Origin of the sequence: Streptomyces litmocidini (assembly GCF_014649755.1) — a bacterium.
Classification (GTDB): domain Bacteria; phylum Actinomycetota; class Actinomycetes; order Streptomycetales; family Streptomycetaceae; genus Streptomyces; species Streptomyces litmocidini.
In genome coordinates this window covers 215251-231085 of the sequence record NZ_BMTQ01000003.1, presented here as the reverse complement: position 1 = coordinate 231085, position 15835 = coordinate 215251, and the positions used below count along the sequence as shown (strand labels likewise).

The following is a 15835-nucleotide window of genomic DNA, read 5'->3' as shown; positions in this document are numbered from 1 at the left end:
CGGCTCCTGTCAGGACCCCTGAGCCACGCCGGGAAGCCGGACCGTGGCGACGAGGCCGCCGGCGGGGCGGGGGACGAGGTCGAGCGTCCCGTCGTGGGCGCGGACGATGCTGTGCACGATGGCCAGACCCAGCCCGACGCCGGCGTGCCCGTCGGTGCGCACCCGCTCCGTCCCGCGCCGGAAGGGCTCGGTGAGGGTCGGCACCAGGTCCGGCGGGAGCGGAGGACCCGTGTTCTCGACCCTCACCACGCTCGCCCCGTCCCGCGTTCCGGTGCGGACCGTCACGGTGCCACCGGCGGGGAGGTTGTGCACGACGGCGTTCTGGACGAGGTTCGTCACCAGCCGCAACAGGAGCTCCGCGGAGCCGCTGGTCCGAGCCGCTCCTCCGGCGACGTCGAGCGTGGTCCCGCGCCGTTCGGCGAGGGGGAGCAGGGTCTCGGCGGCCTCCTCGGCGACGAGGGAGAGGTCGACGTCCTCGCGGCCGAAGGCCCCCCGGTCGCTGCGGCTGAGCACGAGGAGGGCCTCGGTGAGGCCGATCGCCCGCGTGTTGACGGTCCGCAGCCGCTCCAGGAGCTCGTCCCGGTCCCGCGTGGGGTCCTTGCGGGCCAGGTCGAGCAGCGCTTGCGAGACGGCCAGGGGGGTGCGCAGTTCGTGGGAGGCGTTCGCGGCGAACCTCTGCTGCTCGGCGACGTGCGACTCCAGCCGTTCGAGCATGGCGTCGAACGCGTCGGAGAGTTCGCGGAACTCGTCCCGGCGTCCCCCCATGCGGATCCGGTGGGACAGCGACCCGCTCCCGGCGGCCCGCGCCGCGGCCGTGATCCGCGTGAGCGGCGCGAGCATCCGGCCCGCGAGGAACCACCCCCCGACCAGGCCGAAGACGAGAAGGAAGGCCATCGCCACGGCCGCGGCGGGGCCGAAGGTGTGCACCAGGAGGTAGCGGTTGGGCGAGATCCCGAGAAGACCCTGCGAGTTGTCCGGTACGTAACGCAGCAGGAACCCCCACACCACGGCCAGCAGGAGGGCACCGGCGACGGCGAGGAATCCGGCGTAACTGAGGGTGAGCCTCAGCCGGACGCTGAGCCCAGGCCGTCTAGACATGCGCGCTTCCGGAGCGGGGGCCGTCGGGACCGACGTCGATGCGGTAGCCGACCCCCGGCACCGTGGCGATGACCCACGGCTCGCCGAGCCGTTTCCGCAGGGCGGAGACGGTGATGCGGACGGCGTTGGTGAAGGGGTCCGCGTGCTCGTCCCAGGCCCGCTCCAGCAGCTCCTCGGCGCCCACGACCCCGCCCTCGGCGGCGACGAGGACCTCGAGCACGGCGAACTGCTTGCGGGTGAGCGCGACGTGCCGCCCGTCGCGGAAGACCTCCCGGCGGAAGGGATCGACGCGCAGACCCGCGAGCTCCCGGACCGGGGGCCGGGCGTGCGCGCGCCTGCGGTCGAGCGCCCGCAGCCGCAGGACGAGCTCCCGCAGCTCGAACGGTTTGGTGAGGTAGTCGTCGGCGCCGAGACCGAAACCGGAGGCCTTGTCGTCGATGCGGTCGGCGGCGGTGAGCATGAGGATCGGGATGCCGCTGCCGGAGGCGACGATGCGCCGGGCGACCTCGTCGCCGGAGGGACCGGGGACGTCCCGGTCGAGGACCGCGAGGTCGTAGGAGTGGAGGCCGAGCAGCTCCAGGGCGGAGTCGCCGTCGCCGGCGATGTCGGCGGCGATCGCCTCCAGCCGCAGACCGTCCCGTACGGCTTCGGCCAGGTAGGGCTCGTCCTCCACGATCAGTACGCGCATGGCCGAAGCCTAGACATCCCCGCATATCGCCCGCGTATACGGGGACGCGCGCCCCTCCCCGGCCCGCGGCTCAGCCCACCACCGCCGGAGCGGGGCGGGGCCGCTCCGCCGGAGCGTCCGCCGGGGCGCGCCACCAGCGGCGTGACGCCAGCGCGGCCAGCACGGCGCCGACGGCGTTGACCAGGACGTCGTCCACGGAGGACACCCGGTCGAGCCGCAGGACGTACTGCGCGGTCTCGACCAGGACCGAGCAGCCCGCCCCGAGCGCCAGGACCCTCGGCACGGACGCCACCGCCCGGAACCGCACCGGAGCGAAGAATCCCAGGGACGCGAAGACCAGCAGGTTGCCGGCGATCCCGAGCGGCCCCATCGTGACCAGGTCCCGCAGCGGCACCAGGCTCACCCGGCCGGGGACGGTGCCGGCCCCGGCGCCCGGCATCATGGTCATCCACAGGAACGGCACCGTCCCGTGCACCATCCCCACCTCGGCCAGCGACATCCGCCATGCCGCCGCGACCCCGGCGGCCCGCCGACGGCGTGCCAGGGCCCACGCCACCAGGGCGCCCAGGGGCAGCGTGGCCAGGGTGACGAGCACGACGCCGTTGAAGGTGTCCAGGCAACCGTGCCACCGCCCGGCCAGGCACCTCGGAGCGGACATCATGAGCGGTCCCCGTACGACGAACAGCGCGCTCGCCGTGCCGAGGGCCGTCAGGCAGAGGAGCACGGTCCCGCGCACGCGGCGGGACGGCGGGGTCGGGGACGCGTCGTGGTTCATGCCCCCATGGGAAACGGCGGGCGGTTGCGGGGGCGTATGCGATTTTCGATACGCCCGCGATACACGGGCCTTTTCCGACCCGGCACCGACGCCGGTCGGCGTGCTGTCACCGGCAGGCCCCCGCAGCCGGCACGGGCGCCCGACCGGGGACCTCCACGGCCGGCCGAGGCCTCCGGAGACCGCCCCCGGGCTCCCCCCGGCACGCGCGTCGGGTGGGAAAGGCCCGGAGCGCGTTCTCGCGCGCCGGTACCGCAGGAGTTGCAGGCGCCTTGCCCGTACCGCCGTGGGTGGAGCGGAGATGTCACACCAGCACCGGACGACGCGACGTGCGCGCCCCCGTACGTTTTCGTATCGACCCCGCCGGGCCCGGTCGTGGACCACCGGAGCTGAGGCGCTGAAGGAAGCCGCAGCGCCGGCCGGGGTCGTCCCCCTCATGGTCATCACAACGAAAGGCACGGGGTGAAGATGCTCGAGCAGAACGCACGCGGGACCACGGAGCACGACGCGAGGGCGCGCACGACGCGCTCCGGCAGCCGCATGGTGCTGGCAGCGGTGGCACTCGCCGCGGCGGCCACGGCCACGCTGATCCCCTCGGCCGCGGCCGCGCCGGCGAGCGCGACCGAGGGAGCGTGCACGGCGTGGCGGACCATCCAGGTCAACCACAACGCCGCAGGGGTCAAGTACCGCGAGTGCGACCGGTACAGCGGGCTGAACACGCAGACCAAGGCACAGCTCTACATCTGGGACAACCGCCACGACGGCAAGGTGGCCCAGGTCTACACGGCCACGGGCTCCAACCTGAACGGCCGGTGGCACCAGTCGTGGGAGAAGTTCTACGCCTGGGGCGACGAAAGCCACCACAGCCCGCTCGTGGACACGGGCTGGCACAAGGGCCACGACGTGAAGGTGCTGCTCAAGGCCGTGCGCGGCTGATCCACCCGCGAGGGGCGTGCCGGATCCGGGAGCTGAGGCCGGACCTCGCACGGAAGGGCCCGGTGCCGTACGGGGCGAGAGGCACGTCAGGGCCACCCGCCGCACCACCACCGCGACGGTCTCGCCTCCGCCCACCCCGTACCGGGGTGGGCGGAGGCCGGGTCCGCGTCCCTTGCGCGGTGGTCGCGACGCAGGATGACGGGCCCGGCACCGCCCGTCCGCCGTCCGGTGGGCGTGCTTGCGGGCCTTCGGCCAAGCCGAGTGCCCGGTACGGGGCCGTGAGGTGGTCGCGGGCGGCGAGGGCGTGCCGGACGGTGCGGCAGAGCCGTCCGCTCCGTCACTCCGACCGCTCCGGCCAGCGCCTGCCCCACTCCTTGACCACCCGGTCGCCGACGGCGAGCGACCGATACGTCCGGCCGTTCACCTCGATGCTGAGCTCCCGCCCGTCGTCGGTGCGGATGTGCATCATGTAGTGGCCCGTCGGGCCGTAGGTACCGGTCGAACTGCTCACCCCCCGGCCGGTGACCTCCCCGGTGTAGGCGTCCTTGCTCTCGCCGAACCCGTGCGCGGCGATCATCGCCAGAACCATGGCGAGCGGGCCGATGGAGAGGAGCAGGACAACGGTGTTCGACATGTGCGACCCCCCGCGTCGACGACGGCACAGGCCATCCACGGCAGCGTACCGGTCTTGTGGGCGCCCGCCCAGAAGGCGTACGCGGAGGGGCTGTTCGGCCCCGGTCCGGGGTCAGGGCCGACTCGTGGTCCGGGTGGTGGGCGTCGTGCAGGTCACCGGAGGGCGACGGGACCGGCGAGGCCGTCACGAAAGCGAGGAGGCCCCGGTCGACGGGATGACCGACCCACGCCGCCCTGCACCACCGGAGCCTCGATGTGCCGCCGGTCTGCCATCGTCTGCCTGATCAAGCCGCCCAGCCCCGCCACCCGCGACCTGTCCGTGCCGACGGACCGGTCGACGGCTCTGCCCGACCCGCGCGACCGTCGCGGACGACGACACTCGCTGGTCGCGGTTCTCCTCACCGCCGCCTGCGCGGTCCTGGTCGGCGCCCGCTTCTGCCCGGCGATCGGGCAAGGGGCCCGCCACGCTCCCGGCACACCCCCGACCTGCTCAGGCTGCCCTGACCAGCGACAACCCGTGGCCACGACAACCATGAACCAGCCCTGCCTCCCGGGCGGAGACGGCCGCCCCCTGGCACTTCGACGCTCGTTGACGCTTCAGATTTATGGGCCTTCCATGTTTGGCGTCGCCCGTGCTGCGCAGACGGATTACAGAAGATTGGTGCCCTGACAAGAGGAACACCATGGGAATCATCGGCTGGATCCTGCTGGGCCTGCTCGCCGGAATCATCGCGAAGGCCTTGATGCCGGGCCGGGATCCCGGCGGTTGCATCGTGACGATACTGATCGGAATCGCCGGCGCCCTGCTGGGAGGATGGCTCGGAAAGGTCATTTTCGGCGTCGACTCCATTGACGGTTTCTTCGAGCTTTCCACCTGGATCGCCGCCATCGTCGGATCCGTCATCCTCCTGCTCCTCTACCGGCTCGTGGCAGGCAGAAGACATTCGTGAGGACCGTCGTGGGCCGGAGACGGCATCGCTGGAAGCGGAGCCGACGCCGCAGGCTCGCCCACTGGACGCCCCGCGCCGTGATGTGCCGCGGCGCCGTGCGGACGTCCTGGTGGGGCATGCGGATGACGGCGCGCGGCGGCCGGTGGATGGCCGGCCGAATGGTGCGCACCACGTCTCGGGCCCTGCTGCCGAGATGGCTGCGGCTGGAGGTGTGGTCGCCTCTGGGGGCGTCCTGACTCGGGGAGATCGACAAGCGGTCGGAGGTGAACGTACATGGCCACCGGAAAGAAGGCCAAGAACGTGGGCAAGGGAATGAAGGGCAAGGTGAAGGAGACCACCGGCAAGGCCGTCGGCAACGAGAGCATGGAGATGAAGGGCAAGGCCGAGCAGGCGGCAGCGGACGCCAAGCAGGCCGGGCAGAAGGCCAAGGACACGATGAAGCACTGAATGCCCTGCCCGGAAACAAGATAAGGAGGCTGTCGCCCTCGAGGGCGACAGCCTCCTTCTCCTGTTGCTCTTCTTCCTCAGCGCCTCGTCCGGCGGCCGGAGGGGTCCTCTTCCTCTTCCTCCTCATCCTCCTCCTCGCCCCAGTCGTCCTCGTCCTCGTCCTCGTCCTCGTCCTTGTCCTCGTACTCGCCTTCGTCCTCGTCCTCGTACTCGCCGTCGTTCCCTTCCTCCTCTTCTCCTTCCTCCCCTTCTCCCGCTTCCTCGTCGTCGTACTCCTCGCCCTCGGCCTCCTCCGGCTGTCCCTCCGAGGACTCCTCCTCCGAGGACTCCTCCTCTTCGACCACTTCGTCGTGGCTGCGCACCACCTCTCCGTCGCGGATCTCGCCCCGCCAGCCGTCCGGCTCCTCGTTGGAGAGGGTCACGTGACGGGCGAAGTGCTTGAGGTCGAGGCGCAGCCGCCTCCCCTGGGCGCGCCAGATGTTGCCCGTCTTCTCGAAGAGGCCGGAGGGGTAGTACTCGACGATCACGAGCACGCGGGTGAGGGACGGGGCCAGCTCGTGGAAGCTGACGCATCCACGCGTGGTGCCTTTGGGGCCGTCGGAGCTCCACATGATGCGTTCGTCCGGCACCTGCTCCTGGACGCTGGCCTTCCAGCTGCGCGTGGAGGGGCCGACCTTGATCTTCCAGTCGCTGGTGGTGTCGTCGCCCTGGGAGACGCTGCGCACCCCCTTGGCGAACGTGCTGAAGTCCTCGTACTGCGTCCACTGGTCGTACGCGGTGCGCAACGGGACGCCGATGTCGATCGACTCGCAGATGTGCGTCGGTTTGGATCCGCTCTTGCGGGACTTGCCTTTCTTGCCGACCAGCCCGCCGCCGATGTCCTTGACCTTGTCCTTGACGCTGTCGAAGGTGTTGCCCGCGACGGCCTTCAGGGGCGAGTCGCCCTTGAGGAGACGGCCGCCGATGCCGGCGAGCGACCCCCCGTTCTCCGCCACGTCGGAGAGCTGGTCGGTGAGGTCCCCCACCTTGTCCACGGCCTTGTCGGCCAGGCGGTCCGCCTGCGCCCGCAGGTACTCGCCGGCTTCGGCGAACAGCTGGTCCATGGGGGAGGAGGAGTTCGACGCCGAGCGTTCACGATCGGTGGCCATGGCGCTACCTCCGCGTAGACGGCTTGCGCGCCGTCGTCTTCTTCGCCGACGTGGTCTTCCTGGCGCTGCCACCCGCAGACTTGCGCGCGGTGGTCTTCTTCGCCGGGGTCTTCTTCGCGGCGGCCTTCTTGGCGGGAGGCCGGGACGGCGTGCTCTTCTTCGCCGCGGTACGGCTTCCGGTCGAGGCGGTCTTCTTCGCCGGTGCCTTCTTCGCGGGCGCCTTCTTCGCCGTGGCGCTTCCGCGTGAGGGTGTGGTCTTCTTCGCCGTGCCCCGGCCTCCGGCCGACGTGGTCTTCTTCGCCGCCGTCTTCTTGGCGGCCGCCGGCTCCGGCTTCTTCGCGGGACTCTTGCGGCGAGACCGCTTCGGGGGCTCCTCGTCCTCCTGCTCGTCCTCGGGCTCCCGGCCCTCTTCTCCCTCTCCCTCTTCTTCCTCTCCCTCTTCTTCCTCGGCCTCGGCCTCCTGGTCCTCCTCCGGCTCCTCCTCCTCGTCGTAGGGCTCCTCCTCTTCCTCTTCCTCCTCCTCTTCCTCTCCCCGCGCCTCCTCCGGGCCCGCTTCCTCCTCGTCCGGACCCTCGTCCTCGTAGGCTTCGTCCTCGAGGCCCTCGTCCTCGTCCTCGTCCTCGTACGGCTCCTCCTCGTACTCCTCTTCCTCCTCGTCGGACTCCTCGCCGCGGCGACCGAGGTCGAGCGTGCGCTGGTGGAGGGAGTCGGCGAGGCCGGTGAGCTGACGGTTGGCGGCCGCGCTGAGGGCCTTGCGGCCGGCCTGGAGGGCCTCGCCCCGAAGCTGCTGGCCGAGCTCGGCGGTCTGGGGCATCTCCCCGAGTTTCCGCAGCCCCTGTGCCACGAGCTGTCCGGGCTGGAGATCGAGTTTGCGGCCCGCGATGTAGGTCGCGAGCGACAGGGCCATGCGGCCCTTCTTCGCCCGCCCCAGTACGTAGCCTCCTGCAACGGCGGCTGCCAGGGCGATCTTGGTCGTGTCCTCCATCAGCCTCGTCCTTCCCGGGTGATGGGTGGCCGACGTCCGGTGACGGCCGACCCCGACGCTCGGGGCCTCATCTGGTGGGTGCTCGACACGGCTCCGGATATGCGGCGATATATGAAGAAAATTCCCTTCAGGTGGAGTGGGGGTGGATGTCCGTGGGGAGACGTGGGGGACAGGGGGAGTCCGATTCGCGAAGGAATCAGATGACCACACCGGACCCAGAACGCCGTCGACGCCGTCCCGCACGGGACGACGACGCGCCGCGGTCCACCCGGCCCGCGCGCAAGGCGTCCGGCTCCCGCAGGCAGGGCGCGGCGGCGGCGATGCGGGCCGCGGCCCAGCAGCTGTCGGAACTGCTCGGCAGACCCCCGGAATCGGTGACGTCCCTGAGGCCCACCGACGAGGGCTGGGAGGCGGTGGTGGAGGTGGTCGAGCTCGAACGCGTCCCGGAGACCACCAGCGTCATGGGCAGCTACCGGGTCGAGCTGGACGCCTCCGGCGAGCTGATCTCCTACGAACGCATCCGACGGTACAGCCGGGGCATGATCGACCGGTCCGACCGCTGAGGCGGCCGGACCGCGAAGGGAGACGTCATGACGGTGATGCCGCAGGGAGCGAGCGGGAGTCCCGCTCGCGGCGGCCAAGGCGGTACGGGCAGTCTCTACGACGTCCTGGAGCTCATCCTCGACCGCGGGCTGGTCATCGACGCGTTCGTCCGCGTCTCCCTGGTCGGAATCGAGATCCTCAAGATCGACGTCCGGGTGGTCGTGGCCAGCGTCGACACCTACCTCCGTTTCGCGGAGGCGTGCAACCGCCTCGACCTGGAATCCGGTCGCAAGGCGCCCACCCAGCTGCCGGAGATGATGGACAAGATGGTCGAGGGCGGCAGCAAGGGCAAGACCAAGGGCGCCCTCAGCGGCGCGATGGAGGCCGTCACCCAGTCGCTGTCCGGCCGGGAGGACGAGGACGACGACGAGGGCGACGAAGAGGAGCAGGAGGCTCCTCGGCGCCGGAAGCCGGCGCGGCGGACGGCGCGACGCGAGAGGGAATGACCATGGCCGTCTACGTCTACGCGGTGACCACGCGCGAGCACCCCTGCCGGGTCGAGGGAATGACGGGGGTCGGATCCGAGGGGGCGGCGGTGCGGGTCCTTTCCACGGAGGCGCTGCGCGCCGTGGTGAGCGACATCGAGGGAGAGATCCGTCCGAAGCGGCGGGACGTGGCCGCCCATCAGGCGGTCCAGGACCGTCTGATCGAGGACGGGACCCCGCTGCCGCTGCGGTTCGGCTACACCGCCCCCGACGACGACGCCGTCCTGCGGGTGCTCGACGAGAAGGAGGACTTCTACCGCGGGGCACTGGAGCGCGTCGCCGACTGTGCCGAGTATCACGTGAAGGCCTCCCGGGCGGAGGACCTCCTCCTCCGGGAGATCCTCGACGACCTGCCCGAGGCGCGTCGGCTCAACGAGGAGATCCGCCAGGGCTCCGAGGATCCCCGGCTGCCCGTGGAACTGGGGCGCATGGTCGCCGGAGAGGTCGAGCAGCGCCGCGCGAACGCGGCCGAGGCGCTGATCGGATCCCTGGCACCGCTGGGGCGGGAGTACGTCGTCCACCCCGTCGGCGGCGACGACTTCCTCGCCCTGTCCCTGCTCGTCCGGCAGGACGACGAGGACGCCCTGAAGGCCCTCCGCGAACACGCGGGGGACCGCGGCGACGGCGTCGAGGTCCGGCTGACCGGGCCGCTGCCCCCCTACAGCTTCATGTCGTAGGGCCCGCCGGCGTCCGGCCGGAGGGAGCGAGGGAGGAGTGAGCGCGATGGGCCTGCTGGGAAAACTCGTCACCTTGCCGCTGGCCCCGGTCCGCACCGCGGTGTGGGCCGCCCAGCGCGTCGCGGAGAAGGCGGAGGCCGATTACTACGACCCGGCACCGGTCATGGCCCGGCTCGCCGCCCTGGAACGGCGGCTGCTGGCGGGCGAGATCGACGAGGAGACCTTCGACCGTGAGGAGGACCTCCTGATCGACCGTCTCGAGGAGATCGAGCGGTACCGCAGGGGCGGCCCCTGACCGGGCGGCCCCGATCCGAGTGCGACGGCAGACAGTCCGAGTGCGACGGCAGACAGTGGGAGGCGAACCTTCGTGACCGATCCCCTCGCCCGCAGGTTCGGCGCCGACCCACCGATGGCCGGCTATCCGCCGAGTTCCGCGAGCAGTCTCGCCGACATCCTCGAACGGGTCCTGGACAAGGGCATCGTCATCGCCGGCGACATCCGCATCAACCTGCTCGACATCGAACTCCTCACGATCAAGCTGCGCATCCTGATCGCCTCCGTGGACAAGGCCAAGGAGATGGGCATCGACTGGTGGGAGCACGATCCCTCCCTCTCCTCCCGCCACGACCGGTTCCGCCGCGATTCCTCCCGCGTCGACTCGTCCCACCGCGACTCCTCCCCGCTGGATTCCTCCCGCCAGGACGACGTCGCCTCGCTCGCCGCCGAGAACCGGCGCCTGCGGGAGGAGATCGCGCGAATGCGCCGCGAGGGCCTCACGACCGGGTCGGGTCCGGCCCCCGACGCGATCGGCAGGGAGGAGGCCGAGGAGGAGGCCGAGGACGAGGCACGCCCGGCCCGTCGCACGACGAAGCGGAGGACCGGGACATGAACGGACCCGCCGCGGCGACGCTCACCTACGTCTACGCCGTCACGCCCCCGACGCCCGCCCTGGACGACGTCCTGCCCACCCTGACCGGGGTGGCCGGCAGCCGGGTCACCCTCCTCGCCCCCGTCCCCGACGACACCGGCCCGGTCGCCTTCGCCATCAGCGACGTCCCCCGCGCCGATTTCGGGGAAGAGGTGCTCCCCGCCCGCTTCGAGGACCTGCACTGGCTGGAGGAGACCGCGCGCGCCCACCACCGCGTCATCGAGGCCCTCGCCGCGCGCACCACCGTCCTGCCCCTGCGCATGGCCACCCTCTACCAGGACCACACCCGCGCCCTGCGGGCCCTGCAGCCCCAGGGTCAGGAGTTCGCCACCCAGCTGGCCCGGCTCGCCGCCCACACCGAGTACGGCGTCAAGATCTACGTACGCCCCGCCGGTGCCCCGGACGCCGGGACGGCCGCGCCGGCCGCCACCCCCGGAAAGGCGTACCTCCAGGCCCGCCGAGCACAGCGCGACGCCCACGAGGACCACTACCGGCAGGCCAGGACCGCCGCCGACCGGATCGCCGAGATCGCCCTGCGGTACGCGGCCGACCGCGTCTCCCATCCACCGCAGAGCGGCCCGCTGGCCGCCTCGGTCGGGGAGAACGTGGTCAACGCCGCCTTCCTGGTGCCCGACGCCGAAGCCGACGCCTTCCGCAGGGCGGTCCGGGCCGTCGCGGAGGACCTCCCCGGAATCCTGCTGGAAACGACCGGCCCCTGGGCCCCGTACTCGTTCACCGCCCTCCCTTCCGCCTCCGAGGTGCCGGCCTCCGGAAACCCGGCCCCCGAGCCCCCGCCGTCCAGGCCCCGGTCATGAGTTCCGCCGACCGCGACGACCCCGCGCTGCCCGGCCGACAGGTCGCCCTCGTCGACCTCCTCGACCGGCTGCTCGCCGGAGGCGTGGTCATCACCGGGGACGTCGTCCTGTCCATCGCGGACATCGACCTCGTGCGGATCTCCCTCCGCGCCCTCATCACCTCCGTCACCGACTCGGTCGGCGACCTCGGGGTTCCGCGTCCGGCCGGGCGGGGCGGAGGTGTGTTCGATGGGCCGTGAGACCCCCGACGTGCGGGCCGTCGGAGAGGCGATGGCCGATGCCGTACGGCTCCTGCCCGCCCTGCCGGACGACACCGCCCGGCAGCAGCCCGCGCGGCGGATCCGCACCGGCTCGGACACGGTCGAGGAGGACCTGGTCAAGCTGGTCCTGACCGTGGTCGAACTCCTCCGTCAGCTCATCGAACGCCAGGCCCTGCGCCGTGTCGACGCCGGCGGCCTCACCGAGGGCCAGGAGGAGGAACTCGGCGCGACCCTGCTGGCCCTCCACGACCGCATGACCGAACTGTGCGCCCAGCACGGCTTCAGCCTGGACGACCTCAATCTCGATCTGGGCCCCCTGGGCCCCCTGCTCCCGCCCCCCGGGTCCTGACTCCCCGAAGACCCTCCGAACTCCGGGTGACCTCCGACGGACCGGTGACGGAAGACGGAAGACGGAAGACGGAAGACGGAGGACGAAGGGGAAAGCGGAAAGCGGAAACAAGTATGGCAAAACCGGAATCCCGGTTCATAATGGATGCGTGTCGGAGCAGCAGCGCGCACCGCGGACGGGCTGGACGTTCCTGACCCACCACGCCCGGGTGCTGGTCATGATCTCGCGCGACACCGAGGTGCGCCTGCGCGATCTCGCCGCGGGGTGCGGCGTGACCGAACGGGCCGTGCAGGCCATCGTGAACGATCTGGAGGGTGCCGGTTACCTGACCCGCTCCCGGCGCGGACGGCGCAACCACTACGAGGTCGCCCGACACGCGTTCTTCCGCCACCCCGCGGAGGCCCGGTACGAGATCGCCGACTTCCTGGATCTGTTCGCCGGCCTGCCGCCGCCTCCCCGTGACCCTTCCCCTCCCTGACCCTGCCCGCCGATCCGAAGACGGTGAGTTCCATGACCGGGAACCGGAAGACCGGAGCCGGAGGGAACGCCCCCGGCCCGGGCGCGATCCCCACGGTGGCCGGCAGCCGCCCGCATCCGGTCTACGGGGCGACATCCGGCCACGCCCGGGTGCGGCGCGAGAACACCGGCTCCCCGGCCACGTGGCTGCTCAGCGCGAGCGGCGAGTTCGACGTCGACACGATCGACTGCCTGCGCGACGCCCTGACCGCCGCCCGGCAGGCCGGCGCCGAGCGCATCCTGCTCGACCTCGCCGACGTCGTCTTCGGCGACTGCGCGTTCCTCCATGAACTCGTCCGGGCGCACCGGGGGTCCTCCCGGCTCGTCCTCGTCGGACCGCTGCCCGCCCAGATCCGCCGGCTGCTCGAACTGACGGGCACCTACCCCCTCTTCCGCATCACCCTCGACGGCGACGGAGTCCTCGCGGCCGACGTCGCGCCTCCGGGCGCTTCCGCGGCCGACACCGTCTGACGCGTCCGGTGCCGGGCGTCGGCCGGGCGGCGCGACCTGGTGATGGGACACATCCGGCGTATGGTCGGTATACGGGCGCGACAGGACGTTCTTGTCCGCCCGACGGTCGTGACGGTCGGCACCCGCGCAACCGCTCGGAGACGTCGCGGGGTACGGGCGGAAGGGACGAGGTGCGACGAATGGACAGGCCCGAGGATCCGGACGGGGCCGGGCTGCTGGGCGAGACGCTGGCCGACACGGTCCGGCGCACCGGGGCCTCCGCCGGAGCCCTCTACCTGCTCGACGAGGCCACCCGGATCCTGGCCATGACGGCACTCTGCGGCGTGCCCCTGGAAGTCGTGTGGCCGTGGCGGAGGGTGCCGCTGAACGCGCCCGTCCCGGTGAGCGACGCCGTCCGCGAGAACCGCCTGGTGTGGGTGGGCTCGCAGAACGACATGGCCCGCACCTACCCCCGGGCCGCCGCCAGCCTGCCGTACCGGTTCGCCCTCGCCGCGGCCCCGCTGCCCGGGCGCGACCGCTGCCGAGGAGCGATCTTCCTCCTCTGGCCCGCCAGCCACCCCGCCGAGCCCTCCCGCCGCGAGCACGGCCACATCGCGTCCGCCGCCCGGCGCATGGGCCGTGTCCTGGACGGCGTCACCGTACCGCTCCCCCTCCCCGACCAGCCCCGCCTCGTCCCCGTCGCCCCGGCCGCCCGCTCGCACGGCGACCGGCAGTCCCAGGCCGCCGCGGACTACGCCGAGCGCCTGCCCGAGGGAGCCCTCGGCATGGACCTGGAGGGCCGGATCACCTTCCTGACCGCCGAGGCGGCGTCGCTGCTCGGCCTCGAAGCCGGACGGCTGCTCGGCACCCGGCCCTGGCAGTCCCTGCCCTGGCTGGACGACACGGTGGCCGAGGACTGCTACCGCACGGCCGTCATCAGCCGCGATCCCGTCGCCTTCACGTCCTTGCGCCCCCCGTCCACCTGGCTGCGCTTCCAGCTCTACCCGGACGCCAGCGGCATCAGCGTCCGCATCACCCGCGCCGACGCGACCGCGCAGGGCCGTCCCCCGGCCGCCGCGGCGACCCGGTCCACCCCTTCCGCCTCCGCCCCGTCCAGTACGGCGCAGGTCGGACGCCTCTACCAGCTGGTTCACCTGGCGGCGGCCCTGACCGAGACGGTCGCCGTCCGCGACGTCGTCGAGCTCGTCGCCGATCAGGTGCTGCCCGCCTTCGGCGCCGACGGCCTGGTGCTGTCCGCGGCCGATGCCGGACGGCTCAAGATCACCGGGCACCACGGATACGACCAGGAGACGCTCGACCGACTGGACGGCCTGCCCCTCGACACGGACCTCACCCCCGCCGGGCGGGTCCTGGCCGACGGGGTCCCGTCGTTCTTCGCCGACCGGGACGAGATGGCGCGATGCCACCCCGAGGCGCCCCCGATCAGCGGCAAGCAGGCCTGGGCGTTCCTGCCGCTGATCGTCTCCGGACGGCCCGTCGGCTGTTGCATCCTCTCCTACGAACGGCCCCACGCGTTCAGCGCCGACGAGCGGGCCGTCCTGACCTCCCTCGCCGGGCTGATCGCCCAGGCCCTGGACCGCGCCCGCCTCTACGACGCCGCCCGGGACCTCGCCCACGGCCTGCAGCAGGCCCTCCTGCCGCACCGGCTGCCCGCCCTGCCCGGCCTGGACACGGCGGCCCGCTACCTCCCGGCCAGCCGCGGGATGGACATCGGAGGCGACTTCTACGACGTCATCCGCCTCGACGGCACCACCGCCGCAGCGGTGATCGGCGACGTCCAGGGCCACAGCGCGGCGGCCGCCGCCCTCATGGGACAGGTCCGCACCGCCATCCACGCCACCGCCGGAGGGCCGCCCGGGCAGGTCCTCGCCCGGACCAACCGCGTCCTGACCGACCTCGAGACCGACCTCCTCGTCTCCTGCACGTACGCGCACATCGACCTCGCCCGTCAGGAGGTGCTCCTGGCCAGCGCCGGCCACCCGCCCCCCCTGCTGCACCGCCCCGGCCGGCGGGCCCGCCCGGTGGAACTCGACCCCGGCCCGCTGCTGGGCATCGACCCCGGCCTCTCCTGCCCCGTCACCACGCTGCCCCTCAGCCCCGGGTCGACGCTCGCCTTCTACACCGACGGCCTCGTCGAAGCGCCCGGTGTGGATCCCGACCGGATCGCCGAAGACCTGGCCGCCCACCTCGCCGAGCACGAAGGACAGGACCTGGACCGGCTGATCGACACGCTCCTGCGCAGGGCCCGGCCCACCGCCCACTACACCGACGACATCGCCGTGCTCCTGCTGCGCACCACCCCACGGCCCGGGTGAAGGCCCCGCGGGAACCCGTACGCCCGTACGGGGCATCCGCGGGAGACGGGGAGGATTCGTCCGCCCCGTGCGGGTAGCCGGGGGATATGACTGCCAACGAGAAGACCCCGCTCCGTGCCGTCGCGCTCGTGTGCACGCTGTCCCCTTCCCCCGCCCCCTCCAGCTCCCAATTGCTGGCGGAGCAGGTGCTGGAGGAGCTCTCCGGCCACGGAGTGACGGGAAGGGCCATCCGGATCGCCGACCACGACGTGAAGCCCGGCGTGAAGACCGACATGGGCGAGGGCGACGACTGGCCGGCCATCCGTTCCGCCGTCCTGGACGCCGACATCCTGGTCCTGTCCACCCCGATCTGGCTCGGGCACCCCGCGAGCCTGGCCCAACGCGTCCTCGAACGCCTGAACGCCGAGCTCTCCGAGTCCGACGACGAGGGCCGCATGCTCACCTACGGGAAGGTCGCCGCCGTCTGCGTCGTCGGCAACGAGGACGGCGCCCACAAGGTCAGCGCCGACCTCTTCCAGGGCCTCGACGACGTGGGCTTCTCCCTCGCCCCCAACGCCGTCACCTACTGGGTCGGCGAAGCCATGCAGGGCACGGACTACCAGGACCTGGACAAGACGCCCGAGAAGACCGCGGCCACGACGGCGACCCTCGCCGCCAACACCGCCCACCTCGCCCGGCTCCTCCGGGACGCTCCGTACCCCTCCTCCTGACCCGGAGCCCACCACCGCGAACCGGCCCGGTACCGATACCGGGCCCACG

21 protein-coding genes are annotated in these 15835 nt (G+C 72.1%); 15 read left to right on the top strand and 6 right to left on the bottom strand.

Translation table 11 applies throughout. The annotated features are described in order from the left end of the window. Nucleotides 1–9: 9 nt before the first annotated feature. The 3 genes from IE180_RS07630 to IE180_RS07620 form a co-directional block, all read right to left on the bottom strand. Entirely contained in the window at nt 10–1098 is a 1089-nt protein-coding gene (locus IE180_RS07630; protein ID WP_190156002.1) for a sensor histidine kinase, read from the bottom strand. Then, nucleotides 1091–1786 (bottom strand): response regulator transcription factor, encoded by a 696-nt coding sequence (locus tag IE180_RS07625; RefSeq protein ID WP_190156001.1) that lies wholly within the window; start codon nt 1784–1786, stop codon nt 1091–1093. Before IE180_RS07625 ends, IE180_RS07630 begins: the two co-directional genes overlap by 8 nt. A 70-nt stretch (nt 1787–1856) precedes the next feature. Beyond that, a complete protein-coding gene (locus tag IE180_RS07620; RefSeq protein ID WP_190156000.1) occupies nt 1857–2561 on the bottom strand; it encodes a VanZ family protein in 705 nt (234 codons plus the stop codon). 465 nt (nt 2562–3026) lie between these two features. Between IE180_RS07620 and IE180_RS07615 the strand changes: the two genes are divergently transcribed. Then, nucleotides 3027–3494 carry a hypothetical protein gene (locus IE180_RS07615; RefSeq protein ID WP_190155999.1) on the top strand — a complete coding sequence of 156 codons (468 nt, stop codon included), beginning with the start codon at nt 3027–3029 and terminating at the stop codon, nt 3492–3494. A gap of 337 nt (nt 3495–3831) precedes the next feature. Here the strand turns inward: IE180_RS07615 and IE180_RS07610 are convergent, their stop codons facing one another. Further along, entirely contained in the window at nt 3832–4128 is a 297-nt protein-coding gene (locus IE180_RS07610) for a DUF7489 domain-containing protein (RefSeq protein WP_190155998.1), read from the bottom strand. 682 nt (nt 4129–4810) lie between these two features. On the opposite strand from IE180_RS07610, the gene IE180_RS07600 reads away from it, so the two are divergent. Together IE180_RS07600 and IE180_RS07595 are read left to right on the top strand one after the other, a co-directional pair. After that, nucleotides 4811–5077, top strand: a complete 267-nt coding sequence (locus IE180_RS07600) for a GlsB/YeaQ/YmgE family stress response membrane protein (protein WP_190155997.1) — start codon at nt 4811–4813, stop codon at nt 5075–5077. Between the two features lie 273 nt (nt 5078–5350). Continuing rightward, nucleotides 5351–5524, top strand: coding sequence for a CsbD family protein (locus tag IE180_RS07595; protein ID WP_123457160.1), 174 nt, complete (start codon nt 5351–5353; stop codon nt 5522–5524). A 77-nt stretch (nt 5525–5601) separates the two neighbouring features. On the opposite strand, the gene IE180_RS07590 is transcribed toward IE180_RS07595, so the two are convergent. Beyond that, complete coding sequence (locus IE180_RS07590) at nt 5602–6672, bottom strand: SRPBCC family protein (RefSeq protein WP_190155996.1); 1071 nt, start codon at nt 6670–6672, stop codon at nt 5602–5604. Nucleotides 6673–6676: 4 nt separating this feature from the next. Further along, a complete protein-coding gene (locus tag IE180_RS07585) occupies nt 6677–7657 on the bottom strand; it encodes a histone protein (protein WP_190155995.1) in 981 nt (326 codons plus the stop codon). Between the two features lie 200 nt (nt 7658–7857). On the opposite strand from IE180_RS07585, the gene gvpO reads away from it, so the two are divergent. From gvpO to IE180_RS07525, 12 genes are all read left to right on the top strand, one after another. Beyond that, nucleotides 7858–8220, top strand: coding sequence for a gas vesicle protein GvpO (gene gvpO / locus IE180_RS07580; RefSeq protein WP_190155994.1), 363 nt, complete (start codon nt 7858–7860; stop codon nt 8218–8220). A gap of 27 nt (nt 8221–8247) precedes the next feature. Continuing rightward, a complete protein-coding gene (locus IE180_RS07575; RefSeq protein ID WP_190155993.1) occupies nt 8248–8706 on the top strand; it encodes a gas vesicle structural protein GvpA in 459 nt (152 codons plus the stop codon). 2 nt (nt 8707–8708) lie between these two features. Then, nucleotides 8709–9422, top strand: coding sequence for a GvpL/GvpF family gas vesicle protein (locus IE180_RS07570; protein WP_190155992.1), 714 nt, complete (start codon nt 8709–8711; stop codon nt 9420–9422). 46 nt (nt 9423–9468) lie between these two features. Then, nucleotides 9469–9717, top strand: a complete 249-nt coding sequence (locus tag IE180_RS07565) for a gas vesicle protein GvpG (RefSeq protein WP_190156352.1) — start codon at nt 9469–9471, stop codon at nt 9715–9717. A gap of 114 nt (nt 9718–9831) precedes the next feature. Next, nucleotides 9832–10311 (top strand): gas vesicle protein, encoded by a 480-nt coding sequence (locus IE180_RS07560; RefSeq protein WP_190156351.1) that lies wholly within the window; start codon nt 9832–9834, stop codon nt 10309–10311. Continuing rightward, nucleotides 10308–11165, top strand: a complete 858-nt coding sequence (locus tag IE180_RS07555) for a GvpL/GvpF family gas vesicle protein (RefSeq protein ID WP_190155991.1) — start codon at nt 10308–10310, stop codon at nt 11163–11165. The genes IE180_RS07560 and IE180_RS07555 overlap by 4 nt, the downstream gene beginning before the upstream one ends. Further along, the gene (locus IE180_RS07550) at nt 11162–11404 is read left to right on the top strand and encodes a gas vesicle protein (RefSeq protein ID WP_190155990.1); all 243 of its coding nucleotides are present in this window, start codon (nt 11162–11164) and stop codon (nt 11402–11404) included. The genes IE180_RS07555 and IE180_RS07550 overlap by 4 nt, the downstream gene beginning before the upstream one ends. Next, on the top strand, nt 11394–11774 hold the full coding sequence (locus tag IE180_RS07545) for a gas vesicle protein K (protein WP_190155989.1): 381 nt from the start codon (nt 11394–11396) through the stop codon (nt 11772–11774). Before IE180_RS07550 ends, IE180_RS07545 begins: the two co-directional genes overlap by 11 nt. 148 nt (nt 11775–11922) lie before the next feature. After that, the gene (locus tag IE180_RS07540) at nt 11923–12252 is read left to right on the top strand and encodes a helix-turn-helix transcriptional regulator (protein ID WP_229860359.1); all 330 of its coding nucleotides are present in this window, start codon (nt 11923–11925) and stop codon (nt 12250–12252) included. A gap of 32 nt (nt 12253–12284) precedes the next feature. Beyond that, the gene (locus IE180_RS07535) at nt 12285–12761 is read left to right on the top strand and encodes an STAS domain-containing protein (protein ID WP_190155988.1); all 477 of its coding nucleotides are present in this window, start codon (nt 12285–12287) and stop codon (nt 12759–12761) included. 179 nt (nt 12762–12940) lie between these two features. Further along, the gene (locus tag IE180_RS07530) at nt 12941–15076 is read left to right on the top strand and encodes a PP2C family protein-serine/threonine phosphatase (protein WP_190155987.1); all 2136 of its coding nucleotides are present in this window, start codon (nt 12941–12943) and stop codon (nt 15074–15076) included. A gap of 86 nt (nt 15077–15162) precedes the next feature. Further along, nucleotides 15163–15786, top strand: coding sequence for a flavodoxin family protein (locus IE180_RS07525; RefSeq protein WP_190155986.1), 624 nt, complete (start codon nt 15163–15165; stop codon nt 15784–15786). Nucleotides 15787–15835 lie beyond the last annotated feature (49 nt).

Bases quoted from the DNA above. Each gene is read 5' to 3' on its own strand.
- IE180_RS07630 (WP_190156002.1), bottom strand. From the start codon at position 1,098: ATGTCTAGACGGCCTGGGCTCAGCGTCCGGCTGAGGCTCACCCTCAGT.
- IE180_RS07625 (WP_190156001.1), bottom strand. From the start codon at position 1,786: ATGCGCGTACTGATCGTGGAGGACGAGCCCTACCTGGCCGAAGCCGTA.
- IE180_RS07620 (WP_190156000.1), bottom strand. From the start codon at position 2,561: ATGAACCACGACGCGTCCCCGACCCCGCCGTCCCGCCGCGTGCGCGGG.
- IE180_RS07615 (WP_190155999.1), top strand. From the start codon at position 3,027: ATGCTCGAGCAGAACGCACGCGGGACCACGGAGCACGACGCGAGGGCG.
- IE180_RS07610 (WP_190155998.1), bottom strand. From the start codon at position 4,128: ATGTCGAACACCGTTGTCCTGCTCCTCTCCATCGGCCCGCTCGCCATG.
- IE180_RS07600 (WP_190155997.1), top strand. From the start codon at position 4,811: ATGGGAATCATCGGCTGGATCCTGCTGGGCCTGCTCGCCGGAATCATC.
- IE180_RS07595 (WP_123457160.1), top strand. From the start codon at position 5,351: ATGGCCACCGGAAAGAAGGCCAAGAACGTGGGCAAGGGAATGAAGGGC.
- IE180_RS07590 (WP_190155996.1), bottom strand. From the start codon at position 6,672: ATGGCCACCGATCGTGAACGCTCGGCGTCGAACTCCTCCTCCCCCATG.
- IE180_RS07585 (WP_190155995.1), bottom strand. From the start codon at position 7,657: ATGGAGGACACGACCAAGATCGCCCTGGCAGCCGCCGTTGCAGGAGGC.
- gvpO (WP_190155994.1), top strand. From the start codon at position 7,858: ATGACCACACCGGACCCAGAACGCCGTCGACGCCGTCCCGCACGGGAC.
- IE180_RS07575 (WP_190155993.1), top strand. From the start codon at position 8,248: ATGACGGTGATGCCGCAGGGAGCGAGCGGGAGTCCCGCTCGCGGCGGC.
- IE180_RS07570 (WP_190155992.1), top strand. From the start codon at position 8,709: ATGGCCGTCTACGTCTACGCGGTGACCACGCGCGAGCACCCCTGCCGG.
- IE180_RS07565 (WP_190156352.1), top strand. From the start codon at position 9,469: ATGGGCCTGCTGGGAAAACTCGTCACCTTGCCGCTGGCCCCGGTCCGC.
- IE180_RS07560 (WP_190156351.1), top strand. From the start codon at position 9,832: ATGGCCGGCTATCCGCCGAGTTCCGCGAGCAGTCTCGCCGACATCCTC.
- IE180_RS07555 (WP_190155991.1), top strand. From the start codon at position 10,308: ATGAACGGACCCGCCGCGGCGACGCTCACCTACGTCTACGCCGTCACG.
- IE180_RS07550 (WP_190155990.1), top strand. From the start codon at position 11,162: ATGAGTTCCGCCGACCGCGACGACCCCGCGCTGCCCGGCCGACAGGTC.
- IE180_RS07545 (WP_190155989.1), top strand. From the start codon at position 11,394: ATGGGCCGTGAGACCCCCGACGTGCGGGCCGTCGGAGAGGCGATGGCC.
- IE180_RS07535 (WP_190155988.1), top strand. From the start codon at position 12,285: ATGACCGGGAACCGGAAGACCGGAGCCGGAGGGAACGCCCCCGGCCCG.
- IE180_RS07530 (WP_190155987.1), top strand. From the start codon at position 12,941: ATGGACAGGCCCGAGGATCCGGACGGGGCCGGGCTGCTGGGCGAGACG.
- IE180_RS07525 (WP_190155986.1), top strand. From the start codon at position 15,163: ATGACTGCCAACGAGAAGACCCCGCTCCGTGCCGTCGCGCTCGTGTGC.